The organism is Nostoc sp. DedQUE07 (genome assembly GCF_034530975.2).
Classification (GTDB): Bacteria; Cyanobacteriota; Cyanobacteriia; order Cyanobacteriales; family Nostocaceae; genus Nostoc.
The window spans coordinates 212265-231754 of sequence record NZ_JAVRCC020000001.1; the positions used below are offsets into that span (position 1 = coordinate 212265).

General features: G+C 42.6%; 20 protein-coding genes. 11 read left to right on the forward strand and 9 right to left on the reverse strand.

All coding sequences use genetic code 11. The annotated features are described in order from the left end of the window. Positions 1–63 precede the first annotated feature (63 nt). From RMZ95_RS00730 to RMZ95_RS00740, 3 genes are all read left to right on the forward strand, one after another. Positions 64–1083: an ABC transporter ATP-binding protein gene (locus RMZ95_RS00730; protein ID WP_322682925.1), complete on the forward strand. Its 1020-nt coding sequence runs from the start codon at positions 64–66 to the stop codon at positions 1081–1083. A gap of 158 nt (positions 1084–1241) precedes the next feature. Continuing rightward, complete coding sequence (locus RMZ95_RS00735) at positions 1242–2132, forward strand: ABC transporter permease (RefSeq protein ID WP_322674263.1); 891 nt, start codon at positions 1242–1244, stop codon at positions 2130–2132. Positions 2133–2171: 39 nt separating this feature from the next. Further along, positions 2172–2570 (forward strand): hypothetical protein, encoded by a 399-nt coding sequence (locus RMZ95_RS00740; RefSeq protein WP_322674262.1) that lies wholly within the window; start codon positions 2172–2174, stop codon positions 2568–2570. Positions 2571–2647: 77 nt separating this feature from the next. Here RMZ95_RS00740 and RMZ95_RS00745 read toward each other — a convergent pair whose 3' ends face one another. Beyond that, positions 2648–3085: a peroxiredoxin gene (locus tag RMZ95_RS00745; protein WP_289798885.1), complete on the reverse strand. Its 438-nt coding sequence runs from the start codon at positions 3083–3085 to the stop codon at positions 2648–2650. Between the two features lie 194 nt (positions 3086–3279). On the opposite strand from RMZ95_RS00745, the gene RMZ95_RS00750 reads away from it, so the two are divergent. From RMZ95_RS00750 to RMZ95_RS00765, 4 genes are all read left to right on the forward strand, one after another. Continuing rightward, positions 3280–3684, forward strand: coding sequence for an Npun_F0494 family protein (locus RMZ95_RS00750; RefSeq protein ID WP_322682926.1), 405 nt, complete (start codon positions 3280–3282; stop codon positions 3682–3684). Positions 3685–4003: 319 nt separating this feature from the next. Then, on the forward strand, positions 4004–5488 hold the full coding sequence (gene cobQ, locus RMZ95_RS00755) for a cobyric acid synthase CobQ (RefSeq protein WP_322682927.1): 1485 nt from the start codon (positions 4004–4006) through the stop codon (positions 5486–5488). Positions 5489–5633: 145 nt separating this feature from the next. Next, positions 5634–5870 (forward strand): 2Fe-2S iron-sulfur cluster-binding protein, encoded by a 237-nt coding sequence (locus RMZ95_RS00760; RefSeq protein WP_322682928.1) that lies wholly within the window; start codon positions 5634–5636, stop codon positions 5868–5870. 57 nt (positions 5871–5927) lie between these two features. After that, positions 5928–6146: a type II toxin-antitoxin system HicB family antitoxin gene (locus RMZ95_RS00765; RefSeq protein ID WP_322682929.1), complete on the forward strand. Its 219-nt coding sequence runs from the start codon at positions 5928–5930 to the stop codon at positions 6144–6146. Here the strand turns inward: RMZ95_RS00765 and RMZ95_RS00770 are convergent. The 5 genes from RMZ95_RS00770 to RMZ95_RS00790 all read right to left on the reverse strand — a co-directional run bounded on the left by RMZ95_RS00770 (position 6128) and on the right by RMZ95_RS00790 (position 12755). Further along, a complete protein-coding gene (locus RMZ95_RS00770; RefSeq protein WP_322682930.1) occupies positions 6128–6412 on the reverse strand; it encodes a hypothetical protein in 285 nt (94 codons plus the stop codon). The two genes, RMZ95_RS00765 and RMZ95_RS00770, sit on opposite strands and share 19 nt — an antisense overlap. Positions 6413–6514: 102 nt before the next feature. Further along, a complete protein-coding gene (locus tag RMZ95_RS00775; protein WP_099100960.1) occupies positions 6515–6958 on the reverse strand; it encodes an SRPBCC family protein in 444 nt (147 codons plus the stop codon). Between the two features lie 88 nt (positions 6959–7046). Next, the gene (zds, locus tag RMZ95_RS00780) at positions 7047–8486 is read right to left on the reverse strand and encodes a 9,9'-di-cis-zeta-carotene desaturase (protein WP_322682931.1); all 1440 of its coding nucleotides are present in this window, start codon (positions 8484–8486) and stop codon (positions 7047–7049) included. A 276-nt stretch (positions 8487–8762) separates the two neighbouring features. After that, a complete protein-coding gene (locus tag RMZ95_RS00785; RefSeq protein ID WP_322674255.1) occupies positions 8763–8939 on the reverse strand; it encodes a CopG family transcriptional regulator in 177 nt (58 codons plus the stop codon). Positions 8940–11123: 2184 nt separating this feature from the next. Continuing rightward, the gene (locus RMZ95_RS00790; protein WP_322682932.1) at positions 11124–12755 is read right to left on the reverse strand and encodes a DUF6930 domain-containing protein; all 1632 of its coding nucleotides are present in this window, start codon (positions 12753–12755) and stop codon (positions 11124–11126) included. Positions 12756–13071: 316 nt separating this feature from the next. Here RMZ95_RS00790 and RMZ95_RS00795 point away from each other — a divergent pair, with 316 nt between their 5' ends. From RMZ95_RS00795 to RMZ95_RS00805, 3 genes are all read left to right on the forward strand, one after another. Beyond that, entirely contained in the window at positions 13072–13428 is a 357-nt protein-coding gene (locus RMZ95_RS00795; protein ID WP_322665540.1) for an iron-sulfur cluster assembly accessory protein, read from the forward strand. 86 nt (positions 13429–13514) lie between these two features. Beyond that, positions 13515–13937 carry a hypothetical protein gene (locus tag RMZ95_RS00800; RefSeq protein ID WP_322674253.1) on the forward strand — a complete coding sequence of 141 codons (423 nt, stop codon included), beginning with the start codon at positions 13515–13517 and terminating at the stop codon, positions 13935–13937. Positions 13938–14086: 149 nt separating this feature from the next. Further along, on the forward strand, positions 14087–14332 hold the full coding sequence (locus tag RMZ95_RS00805) for a hypothetical protein (RefSeq protein ID WP_322682968.1): 246 nt from the start codon (positions 14087–14089) through the stop codon (positions 14330–14332). 149 nt (positions 14333–14481) lie between these two features. Here RMZ95_RS00805 and RMZ95_RS00810 read toward each other — a convergent pair whose 3' ends face one another. Further along, entirely contained in the window at positions 14482–15402 is a 921-nt protein-coding gene (locus RMZ95_RS00810) for a TIGR01777 family oxidoreductase (protein WP_322682933.1), read from the reverse strand. Between the two features lie 422 nt (positions 15403–15824). Here RMZ95_RS00810 and RMZ95_RS00815 point away from each other — a divergent pair, with 422 nt between their 5' ends. Further along, positions 15825–16172 (forward strand): hypothetical protein, encoded by a 348-nt coding sequence (locus RMZ95_RS00815; RefSeq protein ID WP_322665545.1) that lies wholly within the window; start codon positions 15825–15827, stop codon positions 16170–16172. Between the two features lie 80 nt (positions 16173–16252). On the opposite strand, the gene RMZ95_RS00820 is transcribed toward RMZ95_RS00815, so the two are convergent. Beyond that, positions 16253–16684 carry an FHA domain-containing protein gene (locus tag RMZ95_RS00820; protein ID WP_322674251.1) on the reverse strand — a complete coding sequence of 144 codons (432 nt, stop codon included), beginning with the start codon at positions 16682–16684 and terminating at the stop codon, positions 16253–16255. Between the two features lie 254 nt (positions 16685–16938). Then, positions 16939–19428, reverse strand: coding sequence for a heavy metal translocating P-type ATPase (locus RMZ95_RS00825; protein ID WP_322682934.1), 2490 nt, complete (start codon positions 19426–19428; stop codon positions 16939–16941). Between the last annotated feature and the right edge of the window lie 62 nt (positions 19429–19490).

Sequence of the window (19490 nt, forward strand, 5' to 3'; positions counted from 1 at the left end):
CTCTCTACCTTCTACAATAAAGATAGACTTTATTGAGATTTGTATAGTTGGGGATCGGCTGTCATGGCTCCCGCCGTTTTAATTCAAAATCTGCAAAAACGTTACGGTACAGTGGTTGCCGTCCAGGATGTTTCTTTTCAGGTAGAATCAGGAGAAATTTTTGGTTTACTTGGCCCCAACGGTGCGGGGAAAACTACAACCTTGCGTGCTTTGTGTACGCTAACCACACCGGATGCAGGCATTATCGAAGTATCTGGCATCTCTGTGTTAGATAATCCGAAAGTGGCAAGACAACGACTAGGCTACGTAGCTCAGGAAGTCGCTATAGATAAGGTGTTGACTGGAAAAGAACTGCTGCAATTGCAAGCAGCACTTTATCACCTTCCAAACGCAATAGCCAAACAGCGGATTGAGACGGTATTAGACTTACTCGGTTTGCAAGAATACGCCAACAAAAAGACAGGAACCTACTCAGGCGGTTTACGTAAGCGCCTAGACTTGGCTGCCGGCTTGCTCCATGCACCAGATGTTTTGGTGTTGGACGAGCCAACTGTAGGGCTTGACATAGAAACTCGTTTTGTGGTGTGGGATTTCCTGAAAAAATTACGCGCCTCTGGGACGACGGTAGTAATTACCAGCCATTACTTAGAAGAAATTGACGCTTTAGCCGATCGCGTGGCAATTATAGATCGCGGCATTGTAATTGCCAGTGATACACCTTCGCAATTGAAAGATCGAGTAGGGGGCGATCGCATCACCTTGCGAATCCGCGAGTTTTCCCCCATTGAAGAAGCTGAAAAAGCTAAAAACCTCCTGAAACCTTTACCCTTTATCCAAGAAGTCATCATCAACAGCGCTCAAGGTAATTCGCTCAACTTGGTAGTGACACCTCAAAATGATGTTCTCATTAACATACAGCAAGCGCTGAACACCGCTGGCTTGCCCATATTTGGCATCGCCCAATCTCGCCCCAGCCTTGATGACGTTTATCTCGCTGCTACAGGACGCACCTTGTTGGATGCAGAACTCGCAGCCGTCGCCACCCGCGATCCCAAAGCTGAGAAGAAGCAGAATATGAGATAGCGAATGGGGCATGGGGCAGGAGGAGCAGGGGGAGCAGGGGAAGCAGGGGAAGCAGGGGAAGAAGAATATTGACCAATGCTCAATGCCCAATGCCCAATGCCCAATCTAAAATCCAAAATCCAAAATCCAAAATCCAAAATCCAAAATCCAAAATTGCTATGAGTGTTACTCCTAAATCTGATATCAATTGGCAGCCGCTAGCATCGCCGCAAGCAGATGTTAATACTGCACCTAACTTTTTCGGTGAATTGGTACAAGAGACGTTGGCTTTAACTCGTCGCTTGTTCATTCAGTTGCAACGCCGTCCCTCATCTTTGGTTGCTGGAATTATTCAGCCAGTAATGTGGTTAGTGCTATTTGGCGCTTTGTTCCAAAATGCCCCCAAGGGTATATTTGGTAATACAGCAACAAATTACGGACAATTTTTAGCTGCTGGCATCATTGTGTTTACAGCCTTTGCTGGGGCGCTGAATGCTGGTTTACCCGTAATGTTTGACCGCGAGTTCGGCTTTTTGAATCGTTTGCTAGTAGCACCCTTAGCATCGCGGTTTTCCATTGTTTTTGCCTCAGCCATTTTTATCATCAGCCAAAGTTTGTTGCAAGCAGCCGTAATTGTTGCAGCAGCAGCATTTTTGGGCGCAGGACTTCCAGATGTAGCTGGTTTAAGTGCGATCGCTCTAATTGTTTTGCTCTTAGCTTTGGGTGTAACAGCCATCTCCCTCGGTTTAGCTTTTGCTCTACCCGGACACATTGAATTGATTGCAGTGATTTTCGTCACTAACCTACCACTATTGTTTGCCAGTACTGCTTTAGCACCCCTATCCTTCATGCCTAAGTGGTTGCAGGTTGTAGCTACCCTCAATCCTCTCAGCTATGCGATCGAACCAATTCGCTATCTCTATTTCCACAGTAATTGGGGACTAAGTAGTATAGTGATGCAGGCTCCTTGGGGCGATGTTACCTTTGGGGGAGCATTGCTGGTGTTGTTTGGCTTTGCCCTAGTCGCGTTGCTGAGTATTCAACCCCAACTGCGGCGGACTCTGGCTTAAAAAGATAAAATAGATCAATTTTATTTAGGGTCAAAACCCATGAAAAAACCATTTTTACAAATTACTAGACTCTTTCTAGCTACGGCAGCAGGAATTAGCTTTGCTTCCTTGCTCATGGCTCAACCAAGTTCCGCTCAAATCAGCAGCCCAACGGATGCTTTCCCCAGCAATAGTACAACAGACCAAAATACCGATCCTTTCGCCCGTTCCAACTCAGACAATTTTAATATGTTCGATCTGATTCATCGGGCAAATTTCGGGAATCTCAACTGGGATTCTAACCAACAGAACGAAGAACTAAACTCAGCAGCAGCAGCCTTTAAAGCAAGGCAACAAAAACTAATTCAAGGTCAACAACAGCAACCAACCCCCAATAATTTGCCAACGATTATACTACCATCAGTTACATCGCCATCGGTGACACCATCAGGTAACTGAATTCAAACAAAGAACCCCAAGCTTCTAGAGGCTTGGGGTTGAAACTATAAAAAAAACCTGAATGATCGGGTAAAAAACTACAACCCAAGCGCAGCTAAAATATCGCTAGCATGGTTGCTGGTATTTACATTAGCGTCAACATGGGTAATTTTACCGCTGGGGTCAATTACGTAGGTGACGCGTTTGGCATAACCGCCGCCATCCACATCGAAAGCCTTGATGAGGGATTTGTCGCTGTCAGCCAGTAGGGGAAAATTCAAATTATATTTTTGGGTGAATGCCTGATGGGAGACTTCATCATCTGCACTGACTCCCAAGATGACAATATCTTTACCTTGATATTGAGACTGGGCATCCCGAAAACTACAGGCTTGTTTGGTGCAGCCTGGCGTGTCATCTTTGGGGTAAAAATACAAAACAACCGTTTTCCCGGCAAAATCAGATAGCGAGACTGTGTTGCCGTTTGTATCTTTGGCGGTAAATGCAGGTGCATCCGTACCAACTGCTAGAGGCATAATTAACCTTTCCTGTTTCAGATTGTTGATGCACTTGAAATTTTACATTAATTTATAATGTTTAAATATAATTACTAAAAAATCGGATAAATACACTTTAGGTAACTAATTTTGGTTTAATGAGGTATTTGGTACAAGAAAAAATATATTCTTAAATTAATCTTTGTTAGAAGAAAAATTTCTACCAATACACAATGGCTGCTGTTGATTCCCAAAACCCAAATATTTTTGTCTATCCTCAAAGCACAGTAGAAAGAGCCGAGCGATCGCTAGTGTGTTCGCCTTTTAATGTATCTTTATTTGAAGTGATGGGACACCAGAGTGTATCAGTAACTGCGATCGCTCTGGAAAATGGACTCAAGCAGGGCTATACTAAACGCCCTTTATCAGAATTAGCCTGTGATGACGCTTTGGGCTGGTTGATTCAAGTAGGTGTATTGCGCCGAGAAGTTGATGGTCAGGGAATTACAGATAGTTTTCGTCTCACTCCCTTGGGACGCCAGTTAGTGGAGCAGTATCAGGGAAAAAATTGGCGTACTCCTTCATGGCGCGATCGCTTCTATGATGCAATGATTCGTTGGTTACGGATACCTTTTTAGAATAAAAAATCCAAGAGTTAGGATTAGGGAATCAAAGGGAACAATATACACGGAAACATCATATCTATTCATGAAGTCTTTACCATAACCATCCAACTACAATTTGTGATGGTTATAGTGGGCATTGGGCATTGGGCATTGGGTATTGGGTATTGGGCATTGGGCACAAAAGCCAGAGGTGCAAAGGGGCAGAGGGAAAAAACTTACTGCAACTTTCTCCTCTGCTCCCCTGCTCCCCTGCTTTTCCACTCCCCTTGCTGCCTTGTTGTTCGCTCCTAAGAATTAACTCTGTATCTTGAAAAACTAAGTGATAGCAACTATGAAATCAATTATGGTGGTGGGGACAACATCCCATGCAGGGAAATCACTTTTAACTACATCTATTTGTCGTATTTTATCGCGGCGTGGTTGGCGAGTGGCTCCCTTTAAAGGTCAAAATATGGCTTTAAATGCTTATGTTACTGCCAGTGGTGGAGAAATTGGCTATGCTCAAGCAGTGCAAGCTTGGGCTGCGGGAGTCGTGCCTTGGGTAGAAATGAACCCAATTTTACTCAAACCTCAAGGGGATATGACTTCTCAAGTAATTATTAAAGGGAGGTCTGTAGGCAAAGTGAGTGCCTCAGATTACTACGAGCAATATTTTGAACTGGGGTGGCGGACAATTGAAGAATCGCTACAGCATTTAGGAACAGAATTTGACATGGTGGTTTGTGAAGGTGCTGGTAGCCCTGCGGAAATTAACCTCAAGCACCGCGACTTAACTAATATGCGGGTAGCAAAACATTTAAATGCACCAACCATGTTAGTAGTTGATATTGACCGGGGTGGTGCTTTTGCCCATGTTGTTGGTACCTTAGAGTTATTGGAACCAGATGAACGCGCCTTAATTAAAGGTATAGTAATCAATAAGTTTCGAGGGCAGCGATCGCTCTTAGATCCGGGGATAAAATGGTTAGAAGAACGGACAGGTATCCCCGTTATCGGTGTTATACCCTACTTGCAACAAATGTTTCCAGCCGAGGATTCACTTGACTTGCTAGAACGTCAATCGTCGTCAAATAAAGCCCAAACTGACCTCAACATTGCTGTCATCCGCTTACCAAGAATTGCCAATTTCACCGACTTTGACCCACTGGAATCAGAAAGTACAGTTTCAATTAAATACTTAAGTCCTAAGCAAGATTTAGGACATCCTGATGCCGTAATTATCCCAGGTACAAAGACCACAATTGCTGACTTGCTACTGTTGCAAAAAAGCGGTATGGCAGAAGCTATCCAAAACTACGCTGCTTCTGGTGGAACGGTTTTAGGTATCTGCGGTGGCTATCAAATGCTCGGTCAAATCATCGCCGACCCAGAAGGGATAGAGGGACAAGCGGGCAGATTTCAAGGGTTAAATCTTTTACCAATCAGAACTGTAATTACAGGACAAAAAATCGCCCGTCAGCGCCAAGTTAGCTCAAATTATCCCCAACAAGGCTTGCCAGTTAATGGCTTTGAAATTCACCAAGGGCGATCGCGTATCGAACAGCAAGGCATAGATATTCAATCCTACCATGCCCTATTTGACGATATTAATTTAGGGTTAGTAGATAGTTGTCAATCAGTGTGGGGAAGTTACCTCCACGGGCTTTTTGACAATGGCCCTTGGCGACGGGCTTGGTTAAATCGCCTCCGTCAACAGCGAGGTTTAAAATCTTTGCCCACCGGTGTTGCTAACTACCGAGAACAGCGAGAGCAAATTTTGGACTCTCTAGCCATTGAAGTTGAAAGCCATTTAGACTTAAGTCTGTTTTTGTCTTAAGCTAAAATGCGTTGAAATGTCATTAGTCATTGGTCACTTGTACTGAGCGTAGTCGTTGGCGCAGCCTCTCGTAGAGAAGTATTGGTCATTTACAAAGGACAAATGACAACTGACAAATGACAACTCTATTAAATGCGTAATATTGATGATTGTTCGTGTCCGCTTTTTACCAGATGATGTCACAGTAGATGCCGAAGTGGGAGAAGCCCTCTTAGATGTAGCAGACCGGGCTGGGGTGTTTATTCCCACCGGTTGTCTCATGGGATCTTGTCACGCTTGCACCGTCGAATTAGAGGATGGAGAGATTGTTCGCGCTTGTATTACCGAAGTACCGCCACGCGAGGAATTGACGATTAATTTGTTTAGCGATCCAACTTGGTAGTTTTTTAATCCTCTAAGTTCAAAATATCAGATGAGGAAGTAGAGGAAAAGAAACAAGATGAGTAAACTTAAATACCAAATGCTTATTCAATGGTCTGAGGAAGATGATTGCTTTTTAGTAGCATTCCCTGATTTTCCAGGACAACGCTGGCGGACTCATGGGGATACTTACGAGTTAGCTGTGGCAAATGGGATTGAAGCTTTAGAGTCTCTAATTATTGCTTACGAAGCTGTAGGCGATTCACTTCCAGAACCATCTTATGAGGCTGGATTATAAGGAATTGAACTACCAAAAAGACTTTCACTAAAAAGATTATGCAAATTCACAATTTCTATATCACCATTATCAAACTGAACAACAACGTCATGAGATGAAGTCTCTTTCAGAATAGTTGCAATCCTACCGAGTGGATAAACTATGCATTTACCACCAATATAAAAATCGTAAGTTCCTGCATCAGCTTTAGAGCAAAGTACTCCTTTTGAAAAAAGTGTCTTTACTTCACCAGATTTATTGATGACGTTCAAATTAATGTGACGCATTCAATTCTCACAAAATTTACAATAAACTCATAAAAAATTATAACCTTTTCTAAGAAGTGTCATATACACATTGTTTCCTACTGCCTGTTTTTGCTATCTATATCAATTAGCTTTAACATTCAGCGCGTATTCTTTAAACCTTTCCAAATCAGCTTGAATAGTTGATTCAACTATCCGCCCCAAAAACAAGTTATCCATAATTTTGCCAAGAATGCCGGGGATAGCATAGGAAATAGTCATTTTCACAATGCTACTATTGTGGCGATCGTAAAAGCGAATCGCTCCCTGATTCGGCAAACCATCAACAGATTCCCATTGGATAATTTGATTAGGAATAACTTTGAGAATTCGGGATTGCCAAGAAAATTCTAGACTGCCAGTTTTTAATTTCCAAAGAGATATATCTGGATTATCTGGCGGAATTTTCACCGAATCAATCCACTTCATCCACCGGGGCATTTGCTCTAAATCAGACCAGAGGCTCCATACTAAATCTATGGGAGCCTCTACTTCTACCTGCACAGTATGCTCTAACCAGTCTGGCATTTCTCTTTTTCCTTCTCTAGGAGATGCTTTGCGATCGCGTTCTTTGCACTCTTTGAAGTAGCCTGCGGCAAGCCACTGGGTGTCTACGTTATTTCTTCAAACTTTCCAAAATCACTTTTGCCGCACGTCGTCCAGAAATAGTAGCACCTTCCATGCTGTCGATGTAGTCTTGCTGAGTATAACTCCCGGCAAGGAAGAAATTATCTACTGGTGTTTTTTGGTTGGGACGGTACGCATCCATTCCTGGCGCTTCTCGGTAGAGAGACTGAGCAAGCTTTACCACACTGTACCAAGTCATATTTAGCTCCCGCGACGAAGGAAACAGTTCATGGACTTGCTTGAGAACATGTTGTGCGATCGCTTCATTACTTTGGGCAATAAACGGATCTCCCGGTGTCAGCACTAACTGTAATAAAGACCCCTGTCCTGGGCGATAATAATCAGCAGGGCTAGTCAACGCTAAATCGGCAAAACAAGAAAAGTCAGCATCGGCTGTGTAAAGTAAATTATCGATTCCAGCCGCATGGTTTAACTGTTTACGTTGCTCTCCATCGTTCAGTTCTGTTACCCAACCATCAAAGCGTAACTGCACTGTAGCCACTGGCACTGCATCCAGTTTGTAAATATTGTCAAATTCTGACCACTTACGCCACTCCTGGGGTAGGATGCGTTGAATTCCTGGAACATCACAGGCAAAAACGTAAGCATCAGCTGCGATCGTTTCTACTGCATCACCTTGGGCAACTACTATACCAGTGACACAGGTTTGTTCGGCTGACTCAGCAAACTGAATTTCCCGAACTTGTCGGCGCGTGTAAATTTTGGTGCCTCTAGCTTCTAAATATTCCAGAATTGGTTTGTGTAAATATTCAGCTGGAGAACCTTCCAGCATTCGCAAAACTGAAGCTTCAGTTCTAACTGCAAATAGCTGGAATATAGTTAACATACAACGGGCAGACATATTTTCGCAATCAATAAATCCCAATGCGTAGGCAATGGGGTTCCACATCCGCTTGATGCTGCCATTACTTCCACCATGACTGCGAAACCAATCGGCAAAGCTAACTTTATCTAAATTGCGGATAGTTTTCATCGCCCCGTTAAAGTCTACCAATCCGCGAACTACCGGACTAGTACCCAAAGCGATCGCATTTTGCAATTTATCCTGCAACGATAGTTGGGAAGTAGTGAAAAATGCCTTTAACCCATTGAAAGGCGCACCTGTAAGAAAACGAAAATCTAAAGCACCAGTGCGCCCCCCTTTATTAATAAAAGTGTGGGTATGTTCCTTGAGGCGTAAGTTTTCTAACACCCCCACTTTTTTCATTAAGTCAAATAGTTGGTAGTAGCACCCGAAAAATACATGCAACCCCATTTCTAGATGGTTGCCATCTCCATCAACCCAACTGCCAACTTTACCGCCGACAAACGGACGAGATTCAAAAATCTCTATTTCACAACCAGCATCAGCTAGATCCACTGCGGTTGCTAGCCCAGCCAGTCCCGCACCTACGATTGCAACACGCATTCCGTCGTTCCTTTTCAGTTTCTTTACAGATTGTAACTGGGTTGGTGTCGGAATTTGCTACTTAATATCAACTCCAGCAGCATATTAATGCTTGCCAATATCGATACTAAAAACTCTTTGATTACTTCTTTTAGTCCCGGTAAATGACCAGACGCGATAAAAACGCGTCTGTATCATCTAGACAAACTTTTGTCCATAGCAGCGGACTCTCAAAAGTATCAGAGATATTTTTTTGGTGGCAAAGCAGTTTTCTGGATAAGTTGTGAAAGTCACTTCTTAGTTGTTTGCATCTTTACCGTCGTCGGAAACAGGCAAACTTCTAATCAGTTCACGAATCACATCAGTTGCAGGTCTACCTGTTTGTTGGCAATATTTTTCTAGTTTTTCCGCTTCCTGCGTTGCAAGATTAACTGTTATGCGTTTAACTGCCCATTTTTTATTTGTCATTATCATGCTATCTGCTGTATATTTAGATGGTCGAAAGAGTCTAAATTAAAGAGGGAACCGATAAGGTTATCAGAGTTTGTCTCACGAAACAAGTAATACCATTAATATTAAGAATGTTTGTTTTGTCAAAGGATCGATCATTTTCTAAAAAAATCAAAATACTACACTTTATTTGTTACTATTGTGACAGCATAAATAGCACATCGTTGCTTTTGAAGATAATAACCCCACTAACAGCATGAGTAAACCCTAACAATGAAATTTTATAAAGGAATTCCAGATACCTACTGTTAACTCAATGAAGATTTCCAAAGTTATTCTCCATTGAAAGCATTTGACCTTCTCTCTTAACTAAGTTCGTCAAACCCAGTTGGAGAGAATATCTGCTAGAACATCAAAAAATAAAGCTTCAGAATCATTATGATGCTGAAATGCTGATTTACAGGAGGTTTGAAGTGGTGTGTATAGAGCGTTAATAGGGCCTTAGAAAGTAGACAAATAAGCGATCGCCTTAAAACAAACACCTATATCTAACCAGACTGTAACCAAGAACTTAAGAGCTACTTGAACTGTTATCAATTTTGGCTTACTTCGATCAAGCTGATTGCTTTTCACTGCCAATATAGTAGCCCGAAAAAAAGGGACAACGCTCAGTCTACTGAGTCTAAATTGCCAATTATCTTGGTAATTTTTGACAGCAACATCTGTAATTTCACACAGACGAATTCATCCAGAATATATGTGATGTTATTTGACTGCTGCCGATAATATTTTAGTTTTGTTTCATACTTCTACAATAAATTATCGTCAGAATGCAATAAAGTATTGCATCTTTTTTATCTTCTTTCTAGCGATATAGCTTGCTTTGAAAGCAGCAATATTTTGACGATTTTTCGTCTTCATCTATCTGGAAGTTATATAAATCATTTTTAGCCAAGTAGGGCGTTAGAAATTTGACATAAAAGTTTTTCCTCATATCTAAGTCAAGATATAAATTACTGCCAATAAAATTTTTATTACAACTATTTTTATCTGGTAAGTATACCCATAAAAAGAATCGTATATTTTAATTGTTTCGGCAATGTGTTTATTATAGCTATTATTTACGCGCTTTAAATAATCTTCATTTAGACACTAGCAAAGCTATTTTTCCTCCTTTATAAAAAAATTACAAAGAAAAACATATTATCTGAACTTTTGCTTAATGATATTGATATATAACAGAAGGCTAAACTCAAAAGCTTATTAAAAAAAGATTCCAATATCTCAGTGCATCAGTAAGGTTTGATTCAAGCAGTCTTTGTAGATAAATTCTTCGGCTATTGTAGTTATTTATACTTAAAAGCTTGAGATAAAATAACTAGAAAACTATGAAAATACAGGTACTTCATGAAATTTAGGTAAAGTTAGCTTCTCAAGATTGGTCGCGTATTCGTATTGACATATACATGAATATTCATGAAAAAGTGCCGCACGCTGATAGGTACGCAGATCGCGAAGACTGAGTAGAACCGGAAATACTCTGCCTCTACTTAAAAGACTACCTACCAGAGATGGGTTATATACCAATAGGATTTAGTTAAGGGTTATTGGTGTAGACAATTGGTCTTTCAAGACGCGACAAAACGCCTGTCTACATCTGGGTTTGGTTGCCCATTCTGAATTGTATTGGGGTATATACAAAAGTGAAAACCCTGAGTCTTTTTTACTTCAATACAGTTCAGTTAACGCCAAAAACCTTAAGTTGTGTAAGTTGGGCTGAGGAACGAAACCCAACACTTTCATAGCTTTGTTGGGTGAAGCAAAGCGCAACCCAACAAAGCAGTTTTCTTAACTGAACTGTATTGCTTTTTACTTGCCTGAAACAGTTACTCCTCAATTTAGAATTCTGAATTAAGGAGTAAAACACGCTTTATATTTAGGTAACAGACTTAGCTTGTGTAACTCACTTTCCTTGAAATCTGCTGTCAATGATGCGCCCTTACTTCCATCCCCACGTTTTGCTATGGGGTAAGACAGTACTCAGCACTGGTGAATCAACACTCCGTTGATAAAGAGAACAGGGGTAAACGTTAAAAGGCAAAGCCTTCCCTTTTTTCCTCTCAAATGCAGTTTTAATCAATCAAATACACATCAACTTAACTTCTCATACCGATGATTTGAGATTGAGGATTGCGGCAATTCATGCAATTATTCAAATTTCAGTTGGGGCATAAGTTGGAGAGTGCCAATACCTAAATCTTTAGGTGAAAGCGATCGCCCTTCAAACAAAGCCATCATATCTCGTAACTGAGGATTGCCACGGGAGGCTCCCGTTAGTCCTTTAGCAATGATTAAGCCACAATAGCCCTTAGTATTTTTACACCGCTGATTCCATTTTTTTCGGGCTTCGACATGAATTGGATCTTCATCTAAAAATTCACCGAATAGGAACAATTCGCCATTTTGAGTTTGCAATAAACCCAGGTCGTAGCGATCGCCATCAAAAGGATCGGCACCTGGATTAAAGCAAATTGCTCTCAGTCCGCCTGCTGCTTCAATTCTTTCAATTACAGTCTTCGCCTTGGGTCGGGAAGTTTGAATTAAAATCACCGGCAAACCGTCACCTACTTGTTTGATTTCACCAGCCTGGTGGTAGCTGACCCCCTTTCGCAGAAACTCCAACATTTCCCAAGACACTACACCTAAGCTGAGGAAGGAATCTTCTGGTATTAAGTCATCTCGCAATGATTGGAAATCAAGGTTGTCAATCTCCTCGTCATCAATACCAAAGCCTGCCATTTCCTCTAATTCTGCTGCTAACTGCGGCATGGTAGAGACTGTTACAGGCACTGATTTAGTTGATTCTTCCGACTGCGGTAGAGAAATACGATAGCGACGGCTTAGAGTTGGGAAAATGTCCTCATGAAGTTGGCGACGGTGATCGCGAATAAAGCGGCTCAGGCTTTCGATCGCAACCAAGATTACCAATGCTTCTTCGTCATACAAAACAGACCGTAGTCCTTCTAAGGGGTGGATATTACCAAAAGTCGGGTCAATTTCTGATAATGGCAGATCCGCCAAATCATCTTCTTCATCGTCATCTTCATCAGTTTCGTCAACGCTCTCAAAAGTGAGAAACAGGCAATCTTGCTTAAGGAACGCTTCTTCTAGATGCTCTGTTGATTCTTCATCCGTTAAAACTGCGGCGCGAAACTGTTTTAAAGAGTCTTCTGAGCGATAAAACAAAATCCCATACTCCATTCCCAGCATTCCCATAACTGAGGCGTAGAGTGTGCCAACATCCCACTTATTAATCTCGATTGACAAAATTTGCTGTTCTTGCAAAAATTCCCAAGGTGCTGCTTGCCAAATTGCAAATGCTTTCTCTCGCAAGATTTGCGCATACTGTGGGGGTAAATCGGGGGTTTGACTATCGAGGATGTCGGCGAATCCCCGAAATAGTTCGTCAATTAAAGGCAGTTCTGGTGCGTAGTCAATGGCGATATCCAAATCTTGCAGCACTCCCCGCAGGTAAAATTGGATCTCGCGGTCTTTGACTACAATTCTTTGGGGTCTAGCAGGTCTTGCCGGACTCTGGGGATGCTCCATTGCTTGCATTAAGGTGCGAACTATTGCTTCTGGGCCGGTATCAGAAGCTACCACGTCCATTCCTCGAACAACACCTTGGGAGTAATCTACCCAAAGAATGCATTCTCCCTTTGCCTCTGAGTCTGACACCTGGTTTGGTGATGACAACGGACGGCGATCGCCCTCCCATACAGAAGGAATTTGAGTTAATTTCTTCAACCGACGACTGGTAGAGCGATTAAAACTTGTCATAGAATCAAAAGAAGCAATTTGGAAGTAAACTTGGGGGCTAGCTAGCCTCGGATTAAATTTTTATGGCTGCACCTGAAGGGTGGTTGCTTCTGTTGCTGCCGTAAGGCTGGAATTTTAAGAATACCGAATGTATAAACACATTGAGTCTCTCAATTCTAGAATAAAAATCTTTGGCTACTTTTGACGGAGTGTTTACAATTTGGTATCTAGCAACATCTAAGCCGCTAGAATGAATACAAAAACACCAAGAGCAACCCAGAAGCATTACAAGCCGATATAGGGTAACGCTTATACTAATTAAGGAGTTGAAAAGCAGATGACACAAGCAATTGAAGCTCAACAACGTGGAATTCTGTTGAGCGAAGCCGCATTGCACCAGGTAAAATCTCTCCGGGACAAGCAAGGCACAGACTTGTGCTTACGGGTAGGGGTGCGTCAGGGTGGGTGTTCTGGGATGTCTTACATGATGGACTTTGAAGATACCAGCAAAATAACCCCTCATGATGAAGTTTTTGATTATGATGGCTTCAAAATTGTCAGCGATCGCAAGAGTCTGTTATATCTCTACGGTTTAATGCTCGATTACAGCGATGCTATGATTGGCGGTGGTTTCCAATTTACTAACCCCAATGCTAATCAAACTTGTGGTTGCGGCAAGTCATTTGGGGTGTAATATTGTCAGTTGTCATTTGTCCCTGATTATTGGACGAAAGACAAATGACAATTGACCAATGACTAATGACTCATGATTAATTTACTATGACTCAAACAGTTGAATCCCTGTTTGATACAGGTTTAGAACGCTATAAAGCAGGAGAATCAGCAGAATCTTTAATCCCTGTATTTAAAGAAGTGTGCGATCGCGCTCCTAAAACTAGTGCAGCTTGGGTTTGTTTAGCGTGGTTGTATCTACTCGATAACAAACCCAATTTGGCTTACAAAGCCGGACAGAAGGCAGTCAAGTTAAATCCACAAGATCCCCAAGCTAGAATCAATCTTGCCTTAGCAATGCTGGAAACAAAGCAAAAAGGCTTGCGAGAACATATTGATATAGCACAGCAGTTAATTTTTGTCAACGAAGAATGGAGTGATGAAATAAAAAATAGTATTGAGGACGGTTTAAGTAGAAAACCAGATTGGCAGAGTTTAACAAAAGTCAAAAATTGGCTGTTTGAAAAGTAAAAAATGGGGACTGGGAACTGGGAACTGGGGGTTAGGGACAACGAGGAGAAGGGAGAATTTATTGAAATAACTCTCTAGGCTGTCTCTTCCCAATGCCCAATTCCCAATGCCCAATGCCCAATGCCCAATGCCCAGTACCCACTCCAATCATGAAAGATAAATTGTTAAATTGGCTAAACATAATTTTAGTCGCAGATGTTTTTTTAGTTTTGTTTGGCTTTGGCTGGTTAGCGATCGCTGCGATCGGTGATGCTGCTGGAGTAAACCTGGGTTTGGATTTGTGGCATCAACTGTGGCAACCCTTGTTTAACCCCGCAATTGGCATTCTCATGGGCGGTGCAATTCTCAGCGGTATTATCAGTTGGGTTTCCAAAAAATTTCTTTCTAGTCAATAGTCAAGGAACTGGGTACTGGGGATTAGGGACTGGGGACTGGAAAAAAGCAGGGGAGCAGAGGGGAAGGAAGTTGCAGTAAGTCTTTCCCCTAAGCCTCTTTGCCCGTGTGCCCTTGTCCCCAGTCCCCACTCCCCACTCCCCACTCCCTTTTAATTAAGAATTTGTGTTAATGCCGATTGCAAATTAGGATATTTGTACTCAAAGCCTGTTTGCACGGTGCGTTTTGGGATAACTTGCTGACCTTCTAAAACTACTATAGCCCCGTCTCCTAAAAGAGCTTCGATCGCAAAAGCAGGAACAGGCAACCAAGAAGGGCGATTCATCACTTGTCCCAAAGTTTGGCTTAAATCTGCCATCCTAACTGGGTTGGGGGCAGTGGCATTATATACGCCTTCTATTTCCGGTTTAGTTAAAGCTTGCAAAATCAGGTTAACTAAATCGTCTACGTGAATCCATGAGAACCACTGACGACCACTGCCAATAGGCCCGCCAGCAAAGAGTTTGAAAGGCGGAATCATTTTACCTAAAGCACCACCATTGCCGAGGACAATTCCAAAACGCAGAATTACTAGTCGCACACCAGCATCTTTTACTTTCCTCGCTTCAGCTTCCCAGGCTTGGCAGACTTGGGCAAGAAAATCGTTACCAGATAGACTGGTTTCATCAAAGGTAGCCGTTTCACTGGTGCCGTAGTAGCCAATAGCCGAAGCGTTAATTAACACAGATGGTTTAGGGTTCGCCTTGGCTATTGCTTCAACTATTTTTTGTGTACCTAACTTTCGGCTATTGAGGATTTCTTGTTTCCGTTCTGGTGTCCAGCGTCCTTCACCAATAGGTTCTCCTGCCAAATTAACTACGCCATCACAACTAGCAATGACACTTTGCCAAGAACCAGATGCATTTGGTGTATGAGCAACAATTTCTACATTAGGAAAAGCCTCAGATGGAAAAACCTTTTGAGCAAAAGCGGTATTTCGAGTTAATGCTACTATTTTATGACCTTCTTTGTGTAATCGTTGTACCAAACGACTACCGACAAATCCTGTTGCTCCAGTAATTGCGACTTTCATTTTCTACCTTAGCCAAACCTTTATTGTAAAGTTTTCGATCAAACTTTCAGCTTACCAAAGAAGGCAGGAGGCAGGAGACAGGAGGAAGAAAACACATTTTTTGCCCTCTACCACTTTCTTCTAGATCGAGTAAATTTATTTATGTTCGCGAAGCGTGTCTTAGAGAAGAAAGAACAAAGTATGTATTTCGAGCGGAAAGTGCCACAAAAAATACTGCGTCCTTATTGAAACCCCATTCAGCTGACACTCACGGAACGCCTAAATTATTTATGACGTTTACCTCCTACCTCCTGCCCCCTGCCTCTTCATTGACTGTATATCTGGTAATACCTGCTCTCAAAAACTTTGATTTTTTAATGACTTTATATTTAGATACTTCGGTATTATAGGATGGACGGAGTGTTGCAAGGCTTGGGGCTATTATGGCTCGCTATACCTGTTCATTTATTGTTTCTGTTCCTAGTGACCATCTGGTGCCGTTACTTGTAGAACTTCTACAGGACTGTCAGTTGGATATTCAATATCACACAGCCGAATATATTATCGGTCGTGAGGTTCCTGGAAATGTTCCTTTTCCTAAATTAATAACAGTAGAAGTACTGATTGACAAATCAAAATCTACTGAAACAGAAACTCGGATGAGTATTGTGATTAAAAATGAAGAACTACCAATTCACCTAGATAATTACTGCCGACAAATGTTTGAGTTAATCAAGCAAGCTATTGAAAGTAGCCGCCATTGGCATTTGATTGAAAGTATTGCAGGATAGTTTTGGTGATTGAATTGATACTTCCACGGCTTCAAACCGTGGAAGTATCAGACTGTGATTGGTAGTTATAATTCACTCTCTTAATCCTCTAAATCCTCGGCCATACCGGGGTTTATTAGTGTAATGTCGTACTCGCTCGAATCCGTTTGTCCTAAACGCTGAGTGTTTCTTAAAAGGTAATAAATGGCACGTACTTGAGGCCCAAAAACAATCTCGTCTTCATTTCTGAGATCGTGGGCTGGTATTTTACGTCCATTAATCATCAAACCATTGGAACTAGGCTTACCTTTGGCATCGCCATCTACAATCCGGTAATAGTAGCTATGACTATTATGCTCTCGTGGCAATCTCACTAATGTGGCATGGCGGCGGGAGACAAACTGCGACATCAAACGGATATTACATTCGCGGTCTCTACCAATAGAGTAGACGGGGTGCTCTAGAGAAAATTCTTTGCGACCTTGATCGTCTTCAATAATTAGTAGATGGTTTTCATTGGTTTCTGCTGCCATTGACAAATCGTGGAACTGTAATTGATTAAACTTTGTTTAGTATCGTATCTTGCCATTTTTGCGCACCATAAGTTTGTGGTGCTAATCTAAATAAGCTTTAAAATTGCATAATACCTTGAAAGAGTAGAACATATCCGTTCTACTCCAGTAGCTATGATAGCTTTGGTAAGTGTCTTAAATCGACGACTGACTCCTGAATTGTGTTTTGACAATCCAAAATTTGTGGTGGCAATTTGGACGTGTAAAGGAGTATTCTACGGGCGATGAGCGAATCGCCGTAATAATATTGAGTTGGTGACGACGCTAACAGAGCTAAAAGCCATTAATGCAGCAGCACCAGATGGGTTAAGTACAAAACCCAGACTAGGAAATAAAACACCTGCTGCTAAAGGAATGCCAAGTGTATTATATGCAAAAGCCCAGAATAAATTTTGGCGGATTTTGTTGAATGTGGCGCGACTAAGCTGAATAGATTCGACGACATCGTTTAGCCGATCGCGCATTAAAATAATTTCAGCAGTTTCCATCGCCACATCTGTCCCGGAGTGTAAAGCAATCCCGACATCAGCTTGAGATAAAGCTGGAGCGTCGTTGATTCCATCTCCTACCATTGCGACTACTGAGTGCTGAGTGCTGAGTGAGAAGTGAAGAGTTTTCTTCGTCCCCTTGTCCCCCTTGTCTCCTTGTCCCCCTTGTCCCCTTGTCCCTTCTAACTGGAGAGACTGTATTGCCGCCGCTTTTTTAGCTGGGGGAACACCTGCGATTACATCAGCGCTATCTAATCCTAGTTGTTTAGCTATGGCGCTAGCTGCTTCTTGGCGATCGCCACTGAGCAACATTACCCGTAAGCCCATTTGACGCAACTTGTCTACTGTAGATCGAGCATCCGATCTAAGGGTATCAGAAACACCAATTAGTCCGGCTAAGGTTCCCCCAATTGCTACATAAACGGCTGTTTTACCATTTGTTGCTAAATCCTGTGCTAATTGTTGTGCGGTTTCGTTAATGCCAATGCCGTGCCAACTCAACCATTCCCAGTTACCCAACAATACAACTGTGTCTTCTACTACAGCAGATACCCCTAGCCCTGGTTCCGTGTGAAAGTCTACACCCTCTGGAATAGATAACTGTTGCCGCCGTGCTTCTTGCTGAATCGCTTTTGCTAGGGGATGGTGAGTACCGCTTTCTACGGCTGCTGCTAGTTGGATTAGGGATTGAGCATTATTCTTTTCCAGTCCCCAGTCCCTAGTCCCCGATTCCTCAATTAACAGACAATCTGTGACTATGGGATTACCTGTGGTGAGAGTGCCAGTTTTATCAAATACTACGGTGTTTAACTGGTGTATTTTTTCTAAAACATCGCCACCTTTGATTAACAAACCTCTTTCTGCGCCCATAGCAGTTCCAACCAAAATGGCTGTTGGTGTGGCAAGTCCCAAAGCACAGGGACAGGCGACTACCATAACTGCGATCGCTAGTTTTAAACTAATTAACAGGGAAGAGTGAGGAGTGGAGTGGTGAGCGTGGCTCCTCATTTCCATGCCACCAGACATGGTGATATCAGTCCAAATGTGAGTGCCGAAAAAGTACCAAAATCCAAATGTTAAGACAGATGCTGTTAGTACCCCGTAAGTAAAGTAACCAGCTACTGTATCTGCTAATTTCTGTACTGGGGCTTTGCGAGTTTGGGCGGCTTCTACTAGGGCAACAATTTGAGCTAGAGTTGTATCACTTCCAATCCGGGTTGCTTGAATAGCGATCGCTCCTGACTGGTTTAGTGTCCCTCCTGTCACTGTATCTCCTGGTTTTTTGATTACTGGCACTGCTTCCCCGGTTAGCATCGATTCATCAACCGTTGTTTGACCAACCACCACTTCACCATCAACGGGGATTTTATCACCTGGCAGCACTTGTAAGCATTCACCAACACGAACCTGTTCAGCAGGAATCTCAACACTAGAAGAACCCATTCCAGCTTTCTCTGGGTTGGCAATCAATCGCGCTAAGAGTGGCTGGAGTGCTAGCAATTTCCTAAATGCAGCAGCCGCTCGACCTCTAGCTTGTTGCTCTAATGTCCTTCCTAAGAGAATAAAGCCCAGCATCATTACTGGTTCGTCAAAGAAGCACTCCCAACCCAATTGGGGAAAAAGCAGCGCTAGTAAACTAGCAATGTAGGCTGTCAGCGTTCCCAATCCCACTAGGGTGTTCATGTTAGGCGCATTTCGCCGCCAGCCCAGCCAGCCATCTACTAAAATCGGGCGACCGGGAATTAACAGCGCTACTGTCGCCAGTCCACAGTGAAACCAGATGTTATTTAGCACTGGCAGCACTGAGCTACCAAGATTACCAAAATGTCCACTTCCCGACAATATCAGCAATACCGCTGCGATCGCTAACTGCCATAGAGAAGAACGCATTTCTCGGCGTTGTCGTTCTGCTGGATCTGGTAAGGTTGATATTTCGCCTGCTACTGTGCCATTAGCTTTTCGGGGTTGAGTCGGGAATCCAACGGCTGTTAATCGCTGTGCCAGTGCATCTACATCTATTGCACCAACTTCTGACTCTACAACTGCTACCTCTGTGGCCAGGTTCACACAGGCACTCTTGACTCCTGGATGTTGGGTCAGCTGTCGCTCTACAGCGTTCACACACCCAGCACACTTCATACCCCCAACATCTAGAATAATCTTCTCTAGGATTGGGTCAGGTTCTAGGGCTGGCTTAGTTTTCGGGACGAGTTGCATGGCTTGTGTTTAGATTCGCTACAGAAATTCAACGCCTGACTAAAAGCGTCTCTAATTCGAGC

What these genes read in the sequence shown, in the direction of transcription:
- RMZ95_RS00750 (WP_322682926.1), top strand. Translation starts at nt 3,280, where the DNA reads ATGGCTGCTGTTGATTCCCAAAACCCAAATATTTTTGTCTATCCTCAA.
- RMZ95_RS00760 (WP_322682928.1), top strand. Translation starts at nt 5,634, where the DNA reads ATGATTGTTCGTGTCCGCTTTTTACCAGATGATGTCACAGTAGATGCC.
- zds (WP_322682931.1), bottom strand. Translation starts at nt 8,486, where the DNA reads ATGCGTGTTGCAATCGTAGGTGCGGGACTGGCTGGGCTAGCAACCGCA.
- RMZ95_RS00825 (WP_322682934.1), bottom strand. Translation starts at nt 19,428, where the DNA reads ATGCAACTCGTCCCGAAAACTAAGCCAGCCCTAGAACCTGACCCAATC.
- RMZ95_RS00810 (WP_322682933.1), bottom strand. Translation starts at nt 15,402, where the DNA reads ATGAAAGTCGCAATTACTGGAGCAACAGGATTTGTCGGTAGTCGTTTG.
- RMZ95_RS00765 (WP_322682929.1), top strand. Translation starts at nt 5,928, where the DNA reads ATGAGTAAACTTAAATACCAAATGCTTATTCAATGGTCTGAGGAAGAT.
- RMZ95_RS00770 (WP_322682930.1), bottom strand. Translation starts at nt 6,412, where the DNA reads ATGCGTCACATTAATTTGAACGTCATCAATAAATCTGGTGAAGTAAAG.
- RMZ95_RS00775 (WP_099100960.1), bottom strand. Translation starts at nt 6,958, where the DNA reads ATGCCAGACTGGTTAGAGCATACTGTGCAGGTAGAAGTAGAGGCTCCC.
- RMZ95_RS00785 (WP_322674255.1), bottom strand. Translation starts at nt 8,939, where the DNA reads ATGATAATGACAAATAAAAAATGGGCAGTTAAACGCATAACAGTTAAT.
- RMZ95_RS00735 (WP_322674263.1), top strand. Translation starts at nt 1,242, where the DNA reads ATGAGTGTTACTCCTAAATCTGATATCAATTGGCAGCCGCTAGCATCG.
- RMZ95_RS00745 (WP_289798885.1), bottom strand. Translation starts at nt 3,085, where the DNA reads ATGCCTCTAGCAGTTGGTACGGATGCACCTGCATTTACCGCCAAAGAT.
- RMZ95_RS00820 (WP_322674251.1), bottom strand. Translation starts at nt 16,684, where the DNA reads ATGGCAGCAGAAACCAATGAAAACCATCTACTAATTATTGAAGACGAT.
- RMZ95_RS00815 (WP_322665545.1), top strand. Translation starts at nt 15,825, where the DNA reads ATGGCTCGCTATACCTGTTCATTTATTGTTTCTGTTCCTAGTGACCAT.
- cobQ (WP_322682927.1), top strand. Translation starts at nt 4,004, where the DNA reads ATGAAATCAATTATGGTGGTGGGGACAACATCCCATGCAGGGAAATCA.
- RMZ95_RS00740 (WP_322674262.1), top strand. Translation starts at nt 2,172, where the DNA reads ATGAAAAAACCATTTTTACAAATTACTAGACTCTTTCTAGCTACGGCA.
- RMZ95_RS00730 (WP_322682925.1), top strand. Translation starts at nt 64, where the DNA reads ATGGCTCCCGCCGTTTTAATTCAAAATCTGCAAAAACGTTACGGTACA.
- RMZ95_RS00805 (WP_322682968.1), top strand. Translation starts at nt 14,087, where the DNA reads ATGAAAGATAAATTGTTAAATTGGCTAAACATAATTTTAGTCGCAGAT.
- RMZ95_RS00800 (WP_322674253.1), top strand. Translation starts at nt 13,515, where the DNA reads ATGACTCAAACAGTTGAATCCCTGTTTGATACAGGTTTAGAACGCTAT.
- RMZ95_RS00790 (WP_322682932.1), bottom strand. Translation starts at nt 12,755, where the DNA reads ATGACAAGTTTTAATCGCTCTACCAGTCGTCGGTTGAAGAAATTAACT.
- RMZ95_RS00795 (WP_322665540.1), top strand. Translation starts at nt 13,072, where the DNA reads ATGACACAAGCAATTGAAGCTCAACAACGTGGAATTCTGTTGAGCGAA.